We start from the raw sequence: 15,419 nt of genomic DNA on the forward strand, positions 1-15,419 counted from the left end.
TTTAATAATTTTATATTAAAAAAAGAAAATGCTTTATCGTCTAATTACATATTTAAAACTACAAGTAACTATATAGGTAAAATTTCAGGTTCAATTAATAAACGTGACGATATAGTAGATTTTAGTCTTAATATTGATAATAATGATTATGGTTTTAAGTTATCGCAAATTTACAAAGATTCTAAGCTTACTAGCGGTAGTGGTGAATATCAGATTAAAAATTTAGCATCGGTAATGTATAATATATTACCGGATTTACACCATCTTTTTAATAAATTTAATCAACATGAGGCAGTAAACGTTAAATTTAATATTTCAAATAATGAAGATGAAATAGAGCTAAAAGACATAGTAATAGCATCATCTTTTATTATTGGTCATGGATTTGTTAACATTGCTAAAAATGATAATATTACTACTAATGTAAAACTAGATTTTCCTAAAATAGATTTAAGTTCGTTAATTTCTCCAAATGCAGAGGTAACATTTAATACTTCTTCTTCAAATATTAGATTTATTTTTGCCAATAAATTACTTAAAACAGACTTGGTAATTAACGAAATAATTTTAAGTAATAATGAAAAACTAGAAAAAATAGTCTTTTCTTCTAACTTATCAAAGGGTACTTTAAAGATAAATGAATTTTCAGGTAATATTAAATCAGGTGGAGAATTTAAGCTTACAGGTAATGTAACACAGAATGCCGTTAGAAGTATGTTCGATGGACAGTTTTATTTAAAGCACAACGATATAAATTCGTTACTGAATATTTTAGGATTTAACGACGTTACTATTAAAGAAGCTATTCCTTTTAGCTTGTCATCGGATTTAAAACTCACTTTAATAGATTTATTTTTTAAAAATTTATTACTCAAAACAGATAATTTAAATTTATCAGGAAATTTTTCTAGTAAATTTATTGCTCAAACACCTCGGTTAGATGCTACGCTTAATATATCTTCGCTTGACTTAAGCAGTGGAACGTATCCAATAATTTCGCCGCTTATCGAATTTACAAAAAATTTAACTAAAGATATGAAAGCTCTAGATTATCCAAGTAAATTCATCCCTATTAGAACAATAGGATATTTAGCTAATTTAGATATTCTGATAGATAGCGTTAAGTATAACGATCATGTATTTGACAAAATGAATTTGCTTGCTAAAATCATACCAGCTAATATAAAAATTAGTAATTTAGATTTTAAAACTGCTAACAGCTATTTATCAACTAGCTGGAACTTAGATGCATCGAGTGTATTACCGTCTTTGACCGTAGAAATTAAGGACGGTAATCTTACTACTGATTTATTATCACCAGCAGGAATGCTTAATTTAAGAAATAAATTAATAAATGATTATAGTTTAGATAAAGCTACCTTACAAGTTTCCGGTACATTGTCGACATTATTACAAAATGATTTAATATTGAAAAATGTTAAATTTTATGTAGCAAATAATAATAATTTATTACAATTTAATAATATTGAAGCAGAATTATTAGGCGGTAACCTTCAAGGTAACGGCAATATTTTATTAGAACCTTATGCTATAAATTTCGTATATGCTTTAAATACAATAGATTTAAACAAAGTTTCAGCTCTTATGCCTAAAATATTTACTGCAAGTGGCGGAAAAATAAGTATAAGCGGTAGTTTAGAAACTAACGGTAACACTCTTCAAAGCCAGCTATATAACCTTACTACAAAATCACAATTTGCTATAAACAATATAGATGTTAATAATTTTGCAATTGATGCTTTTATAGAAAAAATTGATACAGCTGATTATAAGGTACAAAATTTAGATAAAGATATAAATAGTGCTATAACCACAGGACAAGAAAATATTAGAGGTATAAGCGGTGATATTGAACTACAAAAAGGTATTGTCCTTTTAAAGAAAGTAAAATTTACAACACAATATAGTAGCGGTGCAGCCTCTTTTGCAGTTAACATATATAATTTTGATATGGATGCATCTAGTATTTTATCATTTTACGTGCCGGCAAGGCTTGTTAAGTTAAATACCTCAAATACAAGTTCTGATAAAGATAGCTTGGCACATCTTAATATAAAAATGCAAGGGAGTATTTTTGCTCCTAAGAAAACTTTTGATAGTAGTGAGCTAAAAAAATTACTTATACCCCAAACAACTGAAGACACAATTACTACAGATAACCATTAAAAAATAAAAATAAATGACTAATACTAAAACTTTAGAAGCAAATATTAGCTTTGAAGAAGCTTTAAAAGAGCTTGAGGAAATTGTTAAAAAAATAGATAACGGACAAGAGAGTCTAGAGACGGCAGTTAATAGCTTTGAAAGAGGTATTTTACTTAAGAATCATTGTGAGAAAAAACTAAAAGAAGCTCGGTTAAAAATTGAAAAAATTACTAAACTTGCTGATTCTACAGTGGTCTTAGAAGAGATGGAAGTGTAGTGTGGACATAAAGCATACATTGTACTAATATCATAAGATGACAAAGAAATATAATTATAGCTTTTCGGCTGAAAAAAATTATAACTTAATAAGTGAGCGCAAGGTAAGTTTTGAAGAAATAATATCAGTTATAGAAAGTAATTGTTTATTGGATATAATAGAACATCCAAATCCTAATAAATATTCAGAGCAAAAAATTTATATAGTTAAATTTAATGAATACGCCTATTTAGTGCCTTTTATTATTGAAGTTGATGGAACAGTTTTTTTAAAGACTATTATTCCACGTCACAAAGCTACTCAGAAATATCTAAAAATAGGAAAAAGTAATGAGAAATAAAGAGAATATATCAAATATAATACTAGATGCTGAAGAAAACGCATTGCTGGAGTCTTTTGAAAATGATGAATGGCAAAGAATTAAAAATTTTGAACAAGAGAAACATATAGCACAAGTGGCAGCAGCTAATGATTTAAAAAAAGATACTCGAATAAATATTCGTATTTCTAGTAGTGATTTAATGAGAATAAAACAAAAAGCTGCTTATGAGGGATTACCTTATCAAATTCTATTACATAAATATTCAGCAGGACATGGTTAATAATACTATGTAATCATATAATTGACTTTATCTATACCGTGCCTAATATTGTTTTGATGGGTTTTTGTGCGGGATGTTTATATTTAACAAAATACATTATTCCTAATAATTTTCCAAAAGAAGAGCTTGGAAGTCTTGGCGGGTTTTTATCGGGTGTAGTCGGTAGTATGTATGCAGTATCAACCGGTTTTGTATTAATTTATTTACTCGGTAATTTTAATAAAGTACAAGAAGGGGTGGCAGCAGAATCTATAGTGTTGATGAGGCTTGCAGATAGTGTAGGTTGGCTTCCTCATGAAATGAGGCCTACAATTTATCTAGATATTAAAAATTATACCAAAGGTGTAATGCGGCGTGAATGGCAATTAATGAAAGACGGCAAGCCAATCGGTCATGAAGCTCTTAGTTTCCTCCAAGATATTAATAAGAGACTACAAGCTTATAAAACAAGCGAGCAAATGCAGCTATTGACTAAGCAGGACATCATTGAGGAGATAAAAGAGCTTTATACAGTAAGGTATAACAGGATTAAAATGTCCTATTTTCCTTAATTCAATATTGGATAGTTGTATGTATGAATGACTGCTATTAATTTAATTTTTGTCTGTATGCTTGGCACCAAGCTTTATTTACATAAGATTTCGGTTGGTTTAGTTTGTATCACTTCATCATCAATGCTTTTGTTATTATTTATATTAGACAAACCTTTTCAAGGTCCTTTTGCCGTAAATCAATATGACCTTATTAAGGCTGTACATTATATTGAGAGATTAAATTAGTGATATCTGTAACAACATAACGCCATAATTTATCCGTGCCTTTAGTAATACCTATACGAGCAGTAGTAGAGTAGGGTAGCTTTAAGCCGATATCGCCGACAAAAAATTCGTTGTTATTTATAAGATCGCATTTATTATGAGAAATGTTAATTCCTAAATATTTGCATAATTTACCCGGACCGTTGAGGTATAGATTTTCAGGCGAAATAACATGTACGCCTCTTATTAAGGTCGCAGCAGGGAAGCCTTTAGCTTCGGTTACGAAATTTAAACAATAATACATTCCGTAAATTAAATAGACATAGCTAAAGCCTGCAGGACCAAACATTATATCCGTTCTTTTTGTCCGCCCTCTTGCTGCATGGCAAGCAGGATCATTCTGCCCTATATAGCTTTCAGTTTCAGTAATGATAGCTGTTTTACCTTGGAAATAAAGAGCTTTACCGATTAACTCAGTGCTTACTACATTAGTATCTCTTGCAAAAAATTCACGAGGTAAAGGGATTAGTTTATTCATGTTTTTGAAAAAAAATATTTAAATTCTTATGCCATTTTGTAGGAGTGAAGTTAGTAATTTCATATTCAGCATAAATTTTTCAACAGAAGAAAGATCTAAGCCTAAGGTATATTTAAGGTTTACAATAAACATAATTTATATTTTTTTATTAAGTGGTTTAGAATTTTTTATAGAGATTGGAACGGTATCATATCCGCCGTCGCAAAACGGTTGACATTTGATGATTCTTTTAAAGGTAAGCCACAAGCCTTTTATGCTGCCGTGCATTGATATAGCTTCTTTGGCATATTCAGAACAAGTGGGGTGAAACCGGCAATTATTGCCAAGTAGTGGAGAAATGAAATATTGATAAAATCTAAGTAATAATAATAAGATTCTAGTCATTTTGAAGCTTGTCTATTATTTTCCCCATTTTTTCTTGAGTTAGATCTTCATAATAATCGTCATTAATTTGTACGACCGGAGCGTTAACGCATGCTCCCAAACATTCTATCTCGCTTAAAGTAAATTTTTGATCTTCAGTAGTTTCTTTGAGTTTTACACCTAATTTCTTTTCGCAAATTTTCATTATATCATCACTACCACGCAGCCAGCAAGGAGTAGTAGTACATACTTGGATATGATATTTACCAACTCGCTTTAAGTTAAACATAGTATAAAATGTTGCAACCTCATAAGCCCGTATATAAGGCATTGCTAACATATTTGCGACATATTCGATAGCAGGAACAGGTAGCCAGCCGCCGTTTTGACGTTGTGCTAGATCAAGCAGCGGAAGTATTGCACTTCTTTTTCCATGCGGTGGATATTTTTTTATAATCTCTTCTGCTAGATTTAAATTTTTCTTATCAAATGTAAAATTTGTAATTTTTGTATTCATATATTTTTAGTACGGTATAGTTTTATGTCATTTCTGTGCAAGCAGGAATCCGTAGAACTATTTAATTAAATCTTTCCATTCAGGATTAGTTTTTTCTATCAGTTCTATTTTCCAACTACGTTGCCATTTTTTCAAGTTTTTTCTCTTGTAAGCGCTTCTTGAATATCAGTAAATTCTTCTGTATAAACAAGCTTTATAATATTATATTTTGAGGTAAAACCTTTTATTATTTTTTGTTTATGTTCATAAGCACGACGTATTATATTATTAGTAATACCAATATATAAAGTACCATGCTTATTAGAGCATAATATATATACCCAATACATTTTTTGTTTTTTAGTTTTATTTTATGGATTCCTGTTTTCGCAGGAATGACAGAGCAACGTAAGTACAAGCCCACGGCATGACAAATATATTACCTATCTATCTCACCAAATACTATATCAAGCGTTGCAATAATAGTAATAACATCTGCCATTAAATGACCTTTAGACATAAAATCTAGTCCTTGCAAATGAGCAAAGCCGGGTGCTTTAATACGACATCTATAAGGTCTATTACCTCCTTGCGAGTATAAATATACACCAAATTCGCCTTTAGGGGCTTCTACGGCTTTATAGGTCTCGCCGGCTGGGACGTCATATCCTTCCGTATAGAGCTTAAAATGATGAATCATTGCTTCCATAGATTCTTTCATTTTGGCTCTTGTCGGTGGTGTTAATTTAGGATCATCGGTTTTAATTGCACCTTTCGGCATTTTTTCTATACATTGCTTGATTATCTTGATTGATTCGTACATTTCAAGCATACGAACGAAATATCTGTCGTAACAATCACCGTTTTTGCCGATTGGTACTTTAAAGTCCATTTCATCGTAAACGTCATAAGGGTTTGACTTGCGTAAATCCCAAGCTATACCCGAACCTCTAAGCATTGGTCCTGAAAACCCCCAGTCCATTGCCTCTTTTTGAGACGCAACGCCGATATCTACTAAACGTTGTTTCCATAATCTATTTTCATTTAGTAGACTTTCAATATCGTGAAGTTTAGGAGGAAACTGTTCTATAAACTTATCTATATCCTCAAGTAAACCTTCGGGTAAATCTGCTGCAACCCCGCCCGGTCTAAAGTAGTTTGAATGCATACGAGAGCCGGAAACATGCTCGTAAAATTCCATGATCTTTTCTCGCTCTTCAAAGAGCCATAATAAAGGAGTAGTAGCACCGATATCTAAAGCTTGGCTGCCAATATTCAAAGTATGGTTCAAAATTCTTGTTAGCTCTGAGAATAGTACCCTGATAAACTGAGCTCTTCGTGGGACTTCGCATTCTAATAACGACTCAACAGCTAAAGCAAATGCATGTTCCTGACACATCGGCGAAACATAATCAAGACGATCAAAATATGGTATAGCCTGCAAATATGTTTTATGCTCAATAAGCTTTTCCGTACCACGATGAAGTAACCCAATATGAGGGTCGGCATTATTTACTACTTCCCCGTCCATCTCAAGGATTAACCTTAAAACTCCGTGAGTTGCCGGATGCTGTGGACCAAGGTTTAGAGTTATAGTTTTGGTGTTGTTAGTCATAGTATTTTTCCTACTGTTACCTAGTTCGCTTGACCACGGGGTCCAGTCTTTTGTATTTTTTCTGGATCCCGCGATCAAGTCACAGGATGACATTCATTTTATTTCTGGATTCCTGCTTTCGCAGGAATGACATCGGTTGCCTTCTCATCACCTGGCAATACATAACTCGGGCTATGCCAGTGCGAGCTAAAATCAAACTCACGATATTCTATGTCTAAATCGACCGGTGCATAAGCTACTGTTTTTAGCTTCTCATCATATTTAACTTGTGTATAGCCTGTTAACGGGAAATCTTTACGTAATGGATGCCCCTCAAATTCGTAATCGGTTAGTATGCGTCTTTTATCGTCATTACCCTCGAAATTTACCCCGTACATATCATAAACTTCACGCTCATACCAACAAGCGGCACTAAATATATTCATTGCTGAAGGTATAGTTTCTTTTTCAGATATATATACTTTTATTATAAGACGCTTATTTAATTTTAAGCTTAATAAATTATATACTACTTCAAACCTTTTATAGTCAATTGATTTGGACTCGCCTACATTGTTGCTCGTCGTTCTCCTATTAGTTATAGGCTTTGCGCCTTGCTCCTTGTGGTCAAGCCCAACTGAATTGACTACGTTATTCTGAGGAAAATCAGCCCCAAATAAATCAGTAAGTAAAGTGAAGCGTAATTCTTCCGATTCTTTTAAAGCTTTTAAAAACGGCAATAAAAAATTCGGCTCGATTTTATAAGCTAGGTAATCTTTAACCGTGATCGGAGTGATTAAAATGCTAGATTTAGCTGCAAGTCTTTCAATGAGTTTGTCTAGCGTCATACTTAAAACCTGTAGTGCGTTTAATTTTTTTCTGTAACTGCATCAGCCCGTAAATTAATGCTTCGGCGGTAGGAGGGCAGCCAGGGACATATACGTCAACCGGTACGATTCTATCACAGCCACGCACTACCGAATAGGAAAAGTGGTAATAGCCGCCGCCATTGGCACAGCTACCCATTGAAAGCACCCATTTAGGTTCAGCCATCTGATCATATACTTTACGTAGAGCCGGTGCCATTTTGTTAGTAAGCGTTCCTGCAACTATCATAAGGTCGGACTGTCTTGGACTTGGTCTAAATAACATACCGAAGCGATCCATATCATATCTACTTGCTGCTGCCTGCATCATCTCAACAGCACAACAAGCAAGCCCAAAAGTCATAGGCCATAAGGAATTAGCTCTCGCCCAGCCTATAACGTTATCAACTTTAGTGAGTAAGAATCCTCTATTAGAAAGCTCATTACTTAATAATTCGTCTTCTTGATAAAAATTATTTTTCATATTACTACCAGTCTAAAGCTCCTTTCTTCCATTCATATATGAACCCGATAATAAGTACGAATAAGAAAAACATCATTGAGAAAAAGCCTATTTTACCTATCGTATTAAGACTAATAGCCCAAGGCACTAAAAATGCAATTTCAAGATCAAAGATAATAAATAAAATAGCAACTAAGTAAAAACATATGTCAAATTTTGATCTTGCATCGCTAAAAGGCTCAAAACCGCACTCATAAGGTTCTAGCTTATCTTGATTATATTTTTTTGTCGATAATAGGTTAGGTAGAATCATTATTAAACCGGAAACCAATACCGCAATACCGAAAAATATAGCAATCGGTAGATATTCTTGTAAAAGTGCTGAGTTTTGTAGCATATGTTTTTTATTATATTGTTCCGTCATTGCGAGAAGAATTGCACAGTAATGCGACGAAGCAATCTCAGGATATTTGATGAGATTGCCACGCAGCCTACGGCTGCTTGCAATGACGTAGATTTAATGACACTTAACTCTATATTTACCTCAAATAGCATCAATTATCAATGACAATATCAGGTTTAACTAGTAGCTTCATTAAAACTAGTACCCAAATACCGCTTGATATCCACCATATTTGCCAAATATTATATGAAATCATGCCGATAATATAGTAATTTATAAAACATGCATAGGCAATTGCCTTGAAATTTTTATTTTCGAGATTACTAATTTGTTTGAGATATTTATAAACTAAGCATAAAAATAATATTAAACCTATTATACCGAGTTCAAGAGTAATTTGTAATATATTATTATGAGGATGAAGCGGCAAAGGATGCCATTTTTCTCCGTTGTAATCGATCATTTCACTATCACCAGCTTCGATATATTTAGAAGAAGCTAAGCCATAGCCTAAAATCGGCTTTTCAATGATTTTGTTTGCGACGAAATGCCAAATAAATAAACGATGAGCAGCGGAAGGTTGTGTAGCTAAATATTTTTCAGATAAATCTTGTGGTTCTATTTGTTTAGCTATCACAGGAAATAGTAACGAGCCGGTAATTAAACTTATTGCGATTAATGTGAAAAATATCGGCTTCATAAATCTTGTTAAAATAAATATTACTCCTCCTATACTGAAACCTAAAAAACTTGCTAAACTATCGGAAATACTTAGTAAATAAAGTACTAATATATATAGCATTAAGGCATGTCGTTTGCCGTTAGAAAGTAAAATTATAATCGCTACCCAAGCGGTAATTGAAAGTAAAGCACAACCACGATCTAGCATATATAAGCCAAAACTAGTTTTGAATATTCTTGTTAAAAATCCATTAGAAGAATATTCGATGAAGAATAATAATATTGCTGTGAGAATTCCGAATATTAAGGCTTTTTTAAGCTGTAAGCGATTTTGAAAAGGAGCAGAATTACTAACTGCAAAGCCAAGAAATAATAGTATAAAAACTTGAGTAAAAGTAGCTAAGCTATTAATAAGATGAATTGCGAATAAACAAGATATAAAGCACCAAGCGGTGAATAACATTGTCATCCCGTGAGCTTGTAGTGGGATCCAGTCTTTTTTTATTTTTTGGATACCGTGGTCAAGCCACGGTATGACATTGTTACTGGATTGCCACGCTCCTTTCAGTCGCTCGCAATGACGATTAATACCTCGCAGGAATGATATAAGCAAAAAAATTGTAACAGTAGCTGCAGCGGATAAGCCCGCCAGCATCCCAAGGCTTGGAATTAAAAATATTAAACTTGAAATTAAATATTGCATCTAAAAACAATCTTTAGCAAAAATTTCGTAGATTGGGTGTTCAAACGTTGAAAGTGAAATGCTTGAAGAAATCATCCATCCTTGAAAGAGTAAATTAGGATCTTCGTCCATTTTATATTCCGTTATGGTCATCAACAAATAATTATCTTCATTATATGGATCAAGGTTTTTTATACATTTGTGCAATTTGATTTTTATATTACCGAAATATTTTTCTTCCCCGACTTTAAAATCTATCTCTTCAGAAGTAGCAGTAATGTTATTTAGAGCAATAATTTTGCCATTTGTATAATTCTTAAACTCAGAACTATCATTAATATTATCGTTTGGATTTAAAATAGGATGATTTTCATCAAGAGGGATAAATACGTCATTTTCAATATCTTCGGTTGTAGTAACCGACTCTAAATTTTCTGCGAATATAGGAAAATTAATGCATATAGTAATGATAAAAATAATTTTTAGTAATTTCATAGATAAATATATTATTTTTCAAAATTATATACTATCGGGGATTAATGGCAATGATAATTTATGATAAGGTTTTAAGGTCATTGCAAGTGATTTCAAGGAGCGTGGCAATCTTAGGAATCTTGCCGGAGATTGCTTAGTCAAAACTTACAATTTTTCCTCGCAATGACGATGTAGGTACAATATGCTCCACTCTAAAGAACTCTTAAATTCTATTTTACGACAGGATTTTCATAGTTTTATAATTAAGGTATTTAATACTATTAATCCTGGAGCGGAGTATTATCCAAGTAAGCATATAAGAATAATTACCGATTATTTAAATGCCGTGCAAAGCGGTGATATTAATCGTTTAATAATTAATATACCGCCAAGGAGCTTACTACAATCTATTTGTGTTAGCGTTGCTTAGCCTGCTTATTTATAGGGGTTCATCCTACCAAAAGGATTATGGTTGCCAGCTATTCTCAAATACTTAGTATTAAACACTCACTAGATTGTCAGTTCATTTTAAATTCTGATTGGTATAAAGAACTTTTCCCAAGTACTATCCTTAGTAAACCCCATAATCAAAAAAGTAAGTTTTTAACGACAGCTCATGGCTTTAGATTTGCAACATCGGTTGGGGGATCGGCAACAGGTGAGGGCGGTGATATCTTAATTATCGATGATCCTCATAACCCCACGCAAATTCATTCTTATAAAATACGTAAGAAAGTTATAGATTGGTTTGAGCAAACTTTTGTTAGCAGACTAAATAATCGTAATAAGGGAGCGATAGTTTTAGTTATGCAGCGTCTGCATACGGATAATTTATCCGGTTATCTACTTAATAATAGCAATTCATGGCATCATTTAAAAATTCCGGCGATTAGCATTCAAGATTACTCCTTTAAATTAATGAATAAAGAATATCAATATCTTAGTGGTAAAGTTATTAGACAGCTATAAGGTCATCGTTACTGAATATGGAAGATATTAGATTTTATGAAAATCTACCTTCAAGATTTGATTATTTTGTGCAAAGCTGGGATACGGCAATTAATTGTAATATATGGGGGATTCTTGAACAGAAATATTATCTAGTATCATTAGTACGGCAAAAATTAATTATCCTGAGCTTAAGAATTTGACGGAAAAATTAGCTAGAGAATATCAGTCAAAATTTATATTAATCGAAGATAAAGCAAGTGGTCAACAATTGATGCAAGATATAGGATTTTAGGTGGTAATATTAGAGTGATAGGGATTAAGCCAAGCTTTGATAAAGTTACAAGATTCGCCTCGGTAGTTCCTTTATTGCAATCAGATAGTGTTCTAATACCTAAACAATCAAGCATAATTTTAAAGGAATTACTGAATTTTCCCCATATTAAAAATGACGATATAGTAGATTCAGTTAGCCAGTTCTTGAATTGTATGAAGGATAAATCGTTTAAATATCCTGTAAGGATTAGGAGTTTAATATAAAAATAGTTGCTTTTTTGTATGGATGTTGGTAGTATTTATGTCATTCCCGCGAAAGCGGGAATCCAGTAAAAATACAATTATCCGTTTATGGATTCCTGCTTTCGCAGGAATGACATAGGATTGTGGTATGACACTGATTAGGCTGGGTAGCAAAGTGGTAATGCCGTGGACTGCAAATCCTCTATGCGTCGGTTCGATTCCGACCCTGGCCTCCATTATAGAAATTAAAACATCTTATGGAATTTATTGCGCAATTCCTAGAAATGCTTTTAGCCGAGAGAGCATTGTCAAAAAATTCTATACTTAGCTATAAGCGTGACTTATTCGATTTTCAAAATTATCTTGCTAAACAAAAATTATCCGAATTAAATATTACTACTGAGAATATTAGAGACTGGATTGAGTATCTAGCAAGTAATGATTTGCAAGCACGTTCAATCAACAGAAAAATCTCAACTATAAAAAGTTATTATGAATTTTTAATTAGCGAAAACCATACCGCGTTTAATCCGGTTCTTAACGTAGATTTGCCCAAATATCAAAATAAACTTCCCGAAATATTATCTATAGCTCAAATTAAATCGTTACTTGAACATTGCTCTCAAGATAATTCTCCTGAAGGTATCAGGCTTAATGCTATGATTCATTTGCTTTATGCTAGCGGTCTTAGAGTCTCGGAGCTTGTTAGTCTTAAGCTTGCTGATATTCTGACTAATAAAACGTCTAAAGGAGAAGTAAGAAAAATATTTTCGGTACTTGGTAAAGGTAATAAGGAAAGAGTCATAGTAATAAATGAACAGGCAGTTATCAGTATTGCTAAATATCTTGCAATTAGAGGTGTTTTTGTGAATAAAGCTAAACCAAGAAATCTAATTTATTTATTTCCCTCATCAGCTTTAGCGGGTTATATGACTAGGCAAAATTTTGCTATTCTGTTAAAATCTGCTGCCCTTTATGCAGGACTTAACCCTGAGTATATTTCTCCGCATATATTACGTCACAGTTTTGCAAGTCATTTGCTTGAGGGCGGAGCAGACTTAAGAGTAATTCAAGAGCTGCTTGGTCACGCTGATATATCTACTACCCAAATATATACTCATCTTCAAACTAATCATCTCAAAAAAGCATTGTTGCATCATCCTCTCAATAAAAATTAATTTATCTTAATCTTCTATCAAAGTACTTGTTAATATTTCTTAACTCAATATAATATTCCTTATTAAATGTAAGGAATAAATTATATGAAGCTAAAAGACATTATGAGCTCTTGTATTAGTAAACCTAGAGAAATTGAAAAAGAATATCCTGGATTAGCTCAAAAGCAAGAATCAGGATGCAATGTTTATGCCGGGTTAGGATGCAAAAATCAAGAAGTAAAATTTAGCAACTATCATGAGTTACTTAAAAAAATTCAACAAGGAGAAATAACTTTAGAAGTTCTAGAAAATTTAAGGAAATTAAAAATAGATGATAAAAAATCTTTTCTAGCATGTGCAGAAGAGGTGATATCTAACAATATGTTACATGAGCTTAATGTAACAATAATGAAACATGCTTTAGATTTAGTTGATTCTAAAGATGCAGCTTTTTTACTTCGTAGAACAAAAGAGGATAGTATATTTCGAGATCTAATATATTTAGAAGCAAAAGAAAACAGGTTTACTGTAGAAATTGATAAAAAAGGAACTTTGAAAATTAACTTTCCTAGTGGGATACTTGAGCTTTACAAGCTATTAATTGATAATTTCTATTTGAAAAAATTTGAGGAGGAGGCATTGCAGAAAAAATTATATCAAGAATTATTACCTGATTGCAACCTTCCTTTTGAAGAACTAATTGAAAAAAAGGAATTGCAGAAAAAATTATATCAAGAATTATTACCTGATTTCAACCTTCCTTTTGAAGAACTAAATTTTTTTGAAAATTTTATTGAATGCTTAAAAGGCTTTTATATTAAAAATAGTTTAGCACGAAGCATAATGAGTTTATTTGTAAGTAGAGATATTAAAGAACATGCTGTATGTGCAGAGTTACTTGAATTAGATACATTTAAAAAATTATTTGAGACAAAAATGTCATTATATGGCACTTCTGCTGATTCTAAATTATTAGTGGTTGATTATGTATTAAATGATGTAAAAGGTGTTTATATTAGCAATTTAACATGTTCAAATCTTTTAGATTTAGTAATGCATAGTCAATCGCATAATGACACAATAGAATCAATAGAAATTTTGGGTAATAGCTCAGAACCAGTATGACTTGCTAGATACTGTTTTAAAGTTTTGATTATAAATATAGTAAAAACATCTAGAAATTAATTTAATCTATCATTATTATTTAAATAATTATAAGTGAGATTAATACTAAATATGGCTACAAAAAATAAAAAAGAAACAGTAAATACTGAAACAAAAAATTTAGCAAATTTAGTTATCCAAGAAATAGGTAACAAAAATTTTGATTTTGTTGTTTTGCAAAAGATGCAGCAGGCTTTTAGTACTGCAAGTAAGCAAAAACAAAGAGAAGCTTTTATAAGTTTGTTAGATAAAAAACTTAATAAAGAGCAATTACATAAACTCAATCAAGTAATAATGGAAAATGCAAATGAATTAATGCCGGATAACGATCCTAATTTCGTTTGTCGTACTCCTAATAATAAAGTTTTTCAAGAAATATTATTATTGGAAGCCAAACGCTCAGGTATGAAAGCAAAATTTAATGATAAAGGAGAATTACAATCTCTTGATGTAAAAGATATAACACAGGGAATATTAGATCACTATCGTATTTTACAAGAAAAATTTTATCCCAAAAGAGATTCTAAAGATTTGATAGATAGTAGAATAGCTCAAAGTATTAATTTTTTATTATATGCTCCACTTTTTCGAGAATCAGATATATATACAAAATTAGGTTTAAAATCTGCTGAGATAGAGCGAGAAATACAAGATCCTAACGGTAAGTATGCTAAACAATTAGTAGATGCTAAAATAGGAACTAATATAAATTTTAATACCAAAGAAAATTTAGAAAATAAAGCACATGAAGGAAAAGAAACTAAGATATCTTCAATAATTGAAAAAGCAATAACAAAACTCAAGAAAGACAAAAAGGTAAATATTGAAGATAAGAGACAAGGAGAAATAAAAAGGCATTTATCTAAATCTTTAGAAGGAGCTTCTGATTATATATTAACATTCAAAAAAAATGATTTAGTAGATGTAATATATCAAGGATTAGATAAAGGACAAAATTGGTGGTCAAAGATTGTTAATTATATAGGTATAAAATCATATTCTATTTCTAAAGAAAATCTTGAGAAAATAGGCACTATAATAAATAGTGAAATGAAAAATTCTCATACTCCTTTAAAGATAGAAGTACAAGAACAGTTAAAACAAATCTCAAAAGAGTTAAATAGATTCAATAATCTGGCATTGCCGTTAGAGGCTAAAAAGGTTCAGGCAAAGTCTAAAAAACCGCCTGTTCCTCCAAAACCTGAACACCTCAAAAAAAGAAATCATGGATTGTGATGATTTTGTTGTGTGACTTGAAAAATACAGTT

The 15,419-nt window shown here is 31.7% G+C and carries 19 protein-coding genes, 1 tRNA gene and 2 pseudogenes; 12 read left to right on the top strand and 10 right to left on the bottom strand.

Going from position 1 to position 15,419, the window contains the following annotated elements; genetic code table 11:
- The 5 genes and pseudogenes from TENJIKU01_RS00405 to TENJIKU01_RS00425 all read left to right on the top strand — a co-directional run.
- Positions 1 to 2,187, top strand: a 2,187-nt coding sequence (locus TENJIKU01_RS00405; RefSeq protein WP_064428782.1) for an AsmA-like C-terminal region-containing protein, incomplete at its 5' end; no start/stop codon positions are given.
- Between the two features lie 13 nt (positions 2,188 to 2,200).
- Positions 2,201 to 2,443 (top strand): exodeoxyribonuclease VII small subunit, encoded by a 243-nt coding sequence (locus TENJIKU01_RS00410; RefSeq protein WP_004996011.1) that lies wholly within the window; start codon positions 2,201 to 2,203, stop codon positions 2,441 to 2,443.
- Positions 2,444 to 2,480: 37 nt separating this feature from the next.
- The gene (locus TENJIKU01_RS00415; RefSeq protein ID WP_064428783.1) at positions 2,481 to 2,783 is read left to right on the top strand and encodes a hypothetical protein; all 303 of its coding nucleotides are present in this window, start codon (positions 2,481 to 2,483) and stop codon (positions 2,781 to 2,783) included.
- On the top strand, positions 2,773 to 3,045 hold the full coding sequence (locus TENJIKU01_RS00420; protein WP_064428784.1) for a hypothetical protein: 273 nt from the start codon (positions 2,773 to 2,775) through the stop codon (positions 3,043 to 3,045). Before TENJIKU01_RS00415 ends, TENJIKU01_RS00420 begins: the two co-directional genes overlap by 11 nt.
- 56 nt (positions 3,046 to 3,101) lie before the next feature.
- Positions 3,102 to 3,824 (top strand): annotated as a pseudogene (locus TENJIKU01_RS00425) (hypothetical protein).
- Here the strand turns inward: TENJIKU01_RS00425 and TENJIKU01_RS00430 are convergent.
- From TENJIKU01_RS00430 to TENJIKU01_RS00475, 10 genes and pseudogenes are all read right to left on the bottom strand, one after another.
- Positions 3,790 to 4,341: a DNA-3-methyladenine glycosylase gene (locus TENJIKU01_RS00430; RefSeq protein WP_014273397.1), complete on the bottom strand. Its 552-nt coding sequence runs from the start codon at positions 4,339 to 4,341 to the stop codon at positions 3,790 to 3,792. The pseudogene TENJIKU01_RS00425 and the gene TENJIKU01_RS00430 overlap by 35 nt on opposite strands.
- 135 nt (positions 4,342 to 4,476) lie before the next feature.
- Positions 4,477 to 4,725, bottom strand: a complete 249-nt coding sequence (yidD, locus tag TENJIKU01_RS00435; protein ID WP_014392116.1) for a membrane protein insertion efficiency factor YidD — start codon at positions 4,723 to 4,725, stop codon at positions 4,477 to 4,479.
- Positions 4,718 to 5,221, bottom strand: a complete 504-nt coding sequence (nuoE, locus tag TENJIKU01_RS00440) for an NADH-quinone oxidoreductase subunit NuoE (protein ID WP_016926163.1) — start codon at positions 5,219 to 5,221, stop codon at positions 4,718 to 4,720. Before nuoE ends, yidD begins: the two co-directional genes overlap by 8 nt.
- A 57-nt stretch (positions 5,222 to 5,278) precedes the next feature.
- A pseudogene (locus TENJIKU01_RS00445) lies at positions 5,279 to 5,550 on the bottom strand (GIY-YIG nuclease family protein).
- 89 nt (positions 5,551 to 5,639) lie between these two features.
- Positions 5,640 to 6,815: an NADH dehydrogenase (quinone) subunit D gene (gene nuoD, locus TENJIKU01_RS00450; protein ID WP_014273401.1), complete on the bottom strand. Its 1,176-nt coding sequence runs from the start codon at positions 6,813 to 6,815 to the stop codon at positions 5,640 to 5,642.
- 98 nt (positions 6,816 to 6,913) lie between these two features.
- Positions 6,914 to 7,642: an NADH-quinone oxidoreductase subunit C gene (locus TENJIKU01_RS00455; RefSeq protein ID WP_064428785.1), complete on the bottom strand. Its 729-nt coding sequence runs from the start codon at positions 7,640 to 7,642 to the stop codon at positions 6,914 to 6,916.
- A complete protein-coding gene (locus TENJIKU01_RS00460) occupies positions 7,620 to 8,144 on the bottom strand; it encodes a NuoB/complex I 20 kDa subunit family protein (protein WP_064428786.1) in 525 nt (174 codons plus the stop codon). Before TENJIKU01_RS00460 ends, TENJIKU01_RS00455 begins: the two co-directional genes overlap by 23 nt.
- A 4-nt stretch (positions 8,145 to 8,148) precedes the next feature.
- Entirely contained in the window at positions 8,149 to 8,520 is a 372-nt protein-coding gene (locus TENJIKU01_RS00465) for an NADH-quinone oxidoreductase subunit A (RefSeq protein WP_064428924.1), read from the bottom strand.
- A gap of 157 nt (positions 8,521 to 8,677) precedes the next feature.
- Positions 8,678 to 9,910 (bottom strand): O-antigen ligase family protein, encoded by a 1,233-nt coding sequence (locus TENJIKU01_RS10040; RefSeq protein WP_064428787.1) that lies wholly within the window; start codon positions 9,908 to 9,910, stop codon positions 8,678 to 8,680.
- Positions 9,911 to 10,384 carry a DUF2155 domain-containing protein gene (locus TENJIKU01_RS00475; protein ID WP_064428788.1) on the bottom strand — a complete coding sequence of 158 codons (474 nt, stop codon included), beginning with the start codon at positions 10,382 to 10,384 and terminating at the stop codon, positions 9,911 to 9,913. It lies immediately after the preceding gene.
- A gap of 181 nt (positions 10,385 to 10,565) precedes the next feature.
- Between TENJIKU01_RS00475 and TENJIKU01_RS09265 the strand changes: the two genes are divergently transcribed.
- The 7 genes from TENJIKU01_RS09265 (at position 10,566) to TENJIKU01_RS00500 (ending at position 15,387) form a co-directional block, all read left to right on the top strand.
- Positions 10,566 to 10,793, top strand: coding sequence for a hypothetical protein (locus TENJIKU01_RS09265; RefSeq protein ID WP_227779768.1), 228 nt, complete (start codon positions 10,566 to 10,568; stop codon positions 10,791 to 10,793).
- Between the two features lie 38 nt (positions 10,794 to 10,831).
- Positions 10,832 to 11,332: a hypothetical protein gene (locus tag TENJIKU01_RS09270; RefSeq protein ID WP_227779770.1), complete on the top strand. Its 501-nt coding sequence runs from the start codon at positions 10,832 to 10,834 to the stop codon at positions 11,330 to 11,332.
- A gap of 17 nt (positions 11,333 to 11,349) precedes the next feature.
- Positions 11,350 to 11,514, top strand: coding sequence for a hypothetical protein (locus tag TENJIKU01_RS09275; protein ID WP_227779772.1), 165 nt, complete (start codon positions 11,350 to 11,352; stop codon positions 11,512 to 11,514).
- A gap of 477 nt (positions 11,515 to 11,991) precedes the next feature.
- Positions 11,992 to 12,066 (top strand) — tRNA-Cys (locus TENJIKU01_RS00485).
- A 21-nt stretch (positions 12,067 to 12,087) separates the two neighbouring features.
- Positions 12,088 to 13,008, top strand: coding sequence for a site-specific tyrosine recombinase XerD (locus TENJIKU01_RS00490; protein ID WP_064428789.1), 921 nt, complete (start codon positions 12,088 to 12,090; stop codon positions 13,006 to 13,008).
- Between the two features lie 84 nt (positions 13,009 to 13,092).
- Positions 13,093 to 14,112 carry a DUF5410 family protein gene (locus TENJIKU01_RS00495; protein WP_064428790.1) on the top strand — a complete coding sequence of 340 codons (1,020 nt, stop codon included), beginning with the start codon at positions 13,093 to 13,095 and terminating at the stop codon, positions 14,110 to 14,112.
- A 111-nt stretch (positions 14,113 to 14,223) separates the two neighbouring features.
- On the top strand, positions 14,224 to 15,387 hold the full coding sequence (locus TENJIKU01_RS00500) for a DUF5410 domain-containing protein (protein WP_064428791.1): 1,164 nt from the start codon (positions 14,224 to 14,226) through the stop codon (positions 15,385 to 15,387).
- Positions 15,388 to 15,419 lie beyond the last annotated feature (32 nt).

This window comes from Rickettsia sp. Tenjiku01 (assembly GCF_001653015.1).
Taxonomy (GTDB): Bacteria; Pseudomonadota; Alphaproteobacteria; order Rickettsiales; family Rickettsiaceae; genus Rickettsia; species Rickettsia rickettsii.

Excerpts from the sequence above, each read along its gene's own strand:
- TENJIKU01_RS00455 (WP_064428785.1), bottom strand. The coding sequence starts at position 7,642 with ATGACGCTAGACAAACTCATTGAAAGACTTGCAGCTAAATCTAGCATT.
- TENJIKU01_RS00430 (WP_014273397.1), bottom strand. The coding sequence starts at position 4,341 with ATGAATAAACTAATCCCTTTACCTCGTGAATTTTTTGCAAGAGATACT.
- TENJIKU01_RS00460 (WP_064428786.1), bottom strand. The coding sequence starts at position 8,144 with ATGAAAAATAATTTTTATCAAGAAGACGAATTATTAAGTAATGAGCTT.
- nuoE (WP_016926163.1), bottom strand. The coding sequence starts at position 5,221 with ATGAATACAAAAATTACAAATTTTACATTTGATAAGAAAAATTTAAAT.
- TENJIKU01_RS09275 (WP_227779772.1), top strand. The coding sequence starts at position 11,350 with ATGGAAGATATTAGATTTTATGAAAATCTACCTTCAAGATTTGATTAT.
- TENJIKU01_RS00495 (WP_064428790.1), top strand. The coding sequence starts at position 13,093 with ATGAAGCTAAAAGACATTATGAGCTCTTGTATTAGTAAACCTAGAGAA.
- TENJIKU01_RS00475 (WP_064428788.1), bottom strand. The coding sequence starts at position 10,384 with ATGAAATTACTAAAAATTATTTTTATCATTACTATATGCATTAATTTT.
- nuoD (WP_014273401.1), bottom strand. The coding sequence starts at position 6,815 with ATGACTAACAACACCAAAACTATAACTCTAAACCTTGGTCCACAGCAT.
- TENJIKU01_RS00490 (WP_064428789.1), top strand. The coding sequence starts at position 12,088 with ATGGAATTTATTGCGCAATTCCTAGAAATGCTTTTAGCCGAGAGAGCA.
- TENJIKU01_RS00465 (WP_064428924.1), bottom strand. The coding sequence starts at position 8,520 with ATGCTACAAAACTCAGCACTTTTACAAGAATATCTACCGATTGCTATA.
- TENJIKU01_RS00415 (WP_064428783.1), top strand. The coding sequence starts at position 2,481 with ATGACAAAGAAATATAATTATAGCTTTTCGGCTGAAAAAAATTATAAC.
- TENJIKU01_RS00420 (WP_064428784.1), top strand. The coding sequence starts at position 2,773 with ATGAGAAATAAAGAGAATATATCAAATATAATACTAGATGCTGAAGAA.
- TENJIKU01_RS00500 (WP_064428791.1), top strand. The coding sequence starts at position 14,224 with ATGGCTACAAAAAATAAAAAAGAAACAGTAAATACTGAAACAAAAAAT.
- TENJIKU01_RS10040 (WP_064428787.1), bottom strand. The coding sequence starts at position 9,910 with ATGCAATATTTAATTTCAAGTTTAATATTTTTAATTCCAAGCCTTGGG.
- yidD (WP_014392116.1), bottom strand. The coding sequence starts at position 4,725 with ATGACTAGAATCTTATTATTATTACTTAGATTTTATCAATATTTCATT.
- TENJIKU01_RS00410 (WP_004996011.1), top strand. The coding sequence starts at position 2,201 with ATGACTAATACTAAAACTTTAGAAGCAAATATTAGCTTTGAAGAAGCT.
- TENJIKU01_RS09265 (WP_227779768.1), top strand. The coding sequence starts at position 10,566 with ATGCTCCACTCTAAAGAACTCTTAAATTCTATTTTACGACAGGATTTT.
- TENJIKU01_RS09270 (WP_227779770.1), top strand. The coding sequence starts at position 10,832 with ATGGTTGCCAGCTATTCTCAAATACTTAGTATTAAACACTCACTAGAT.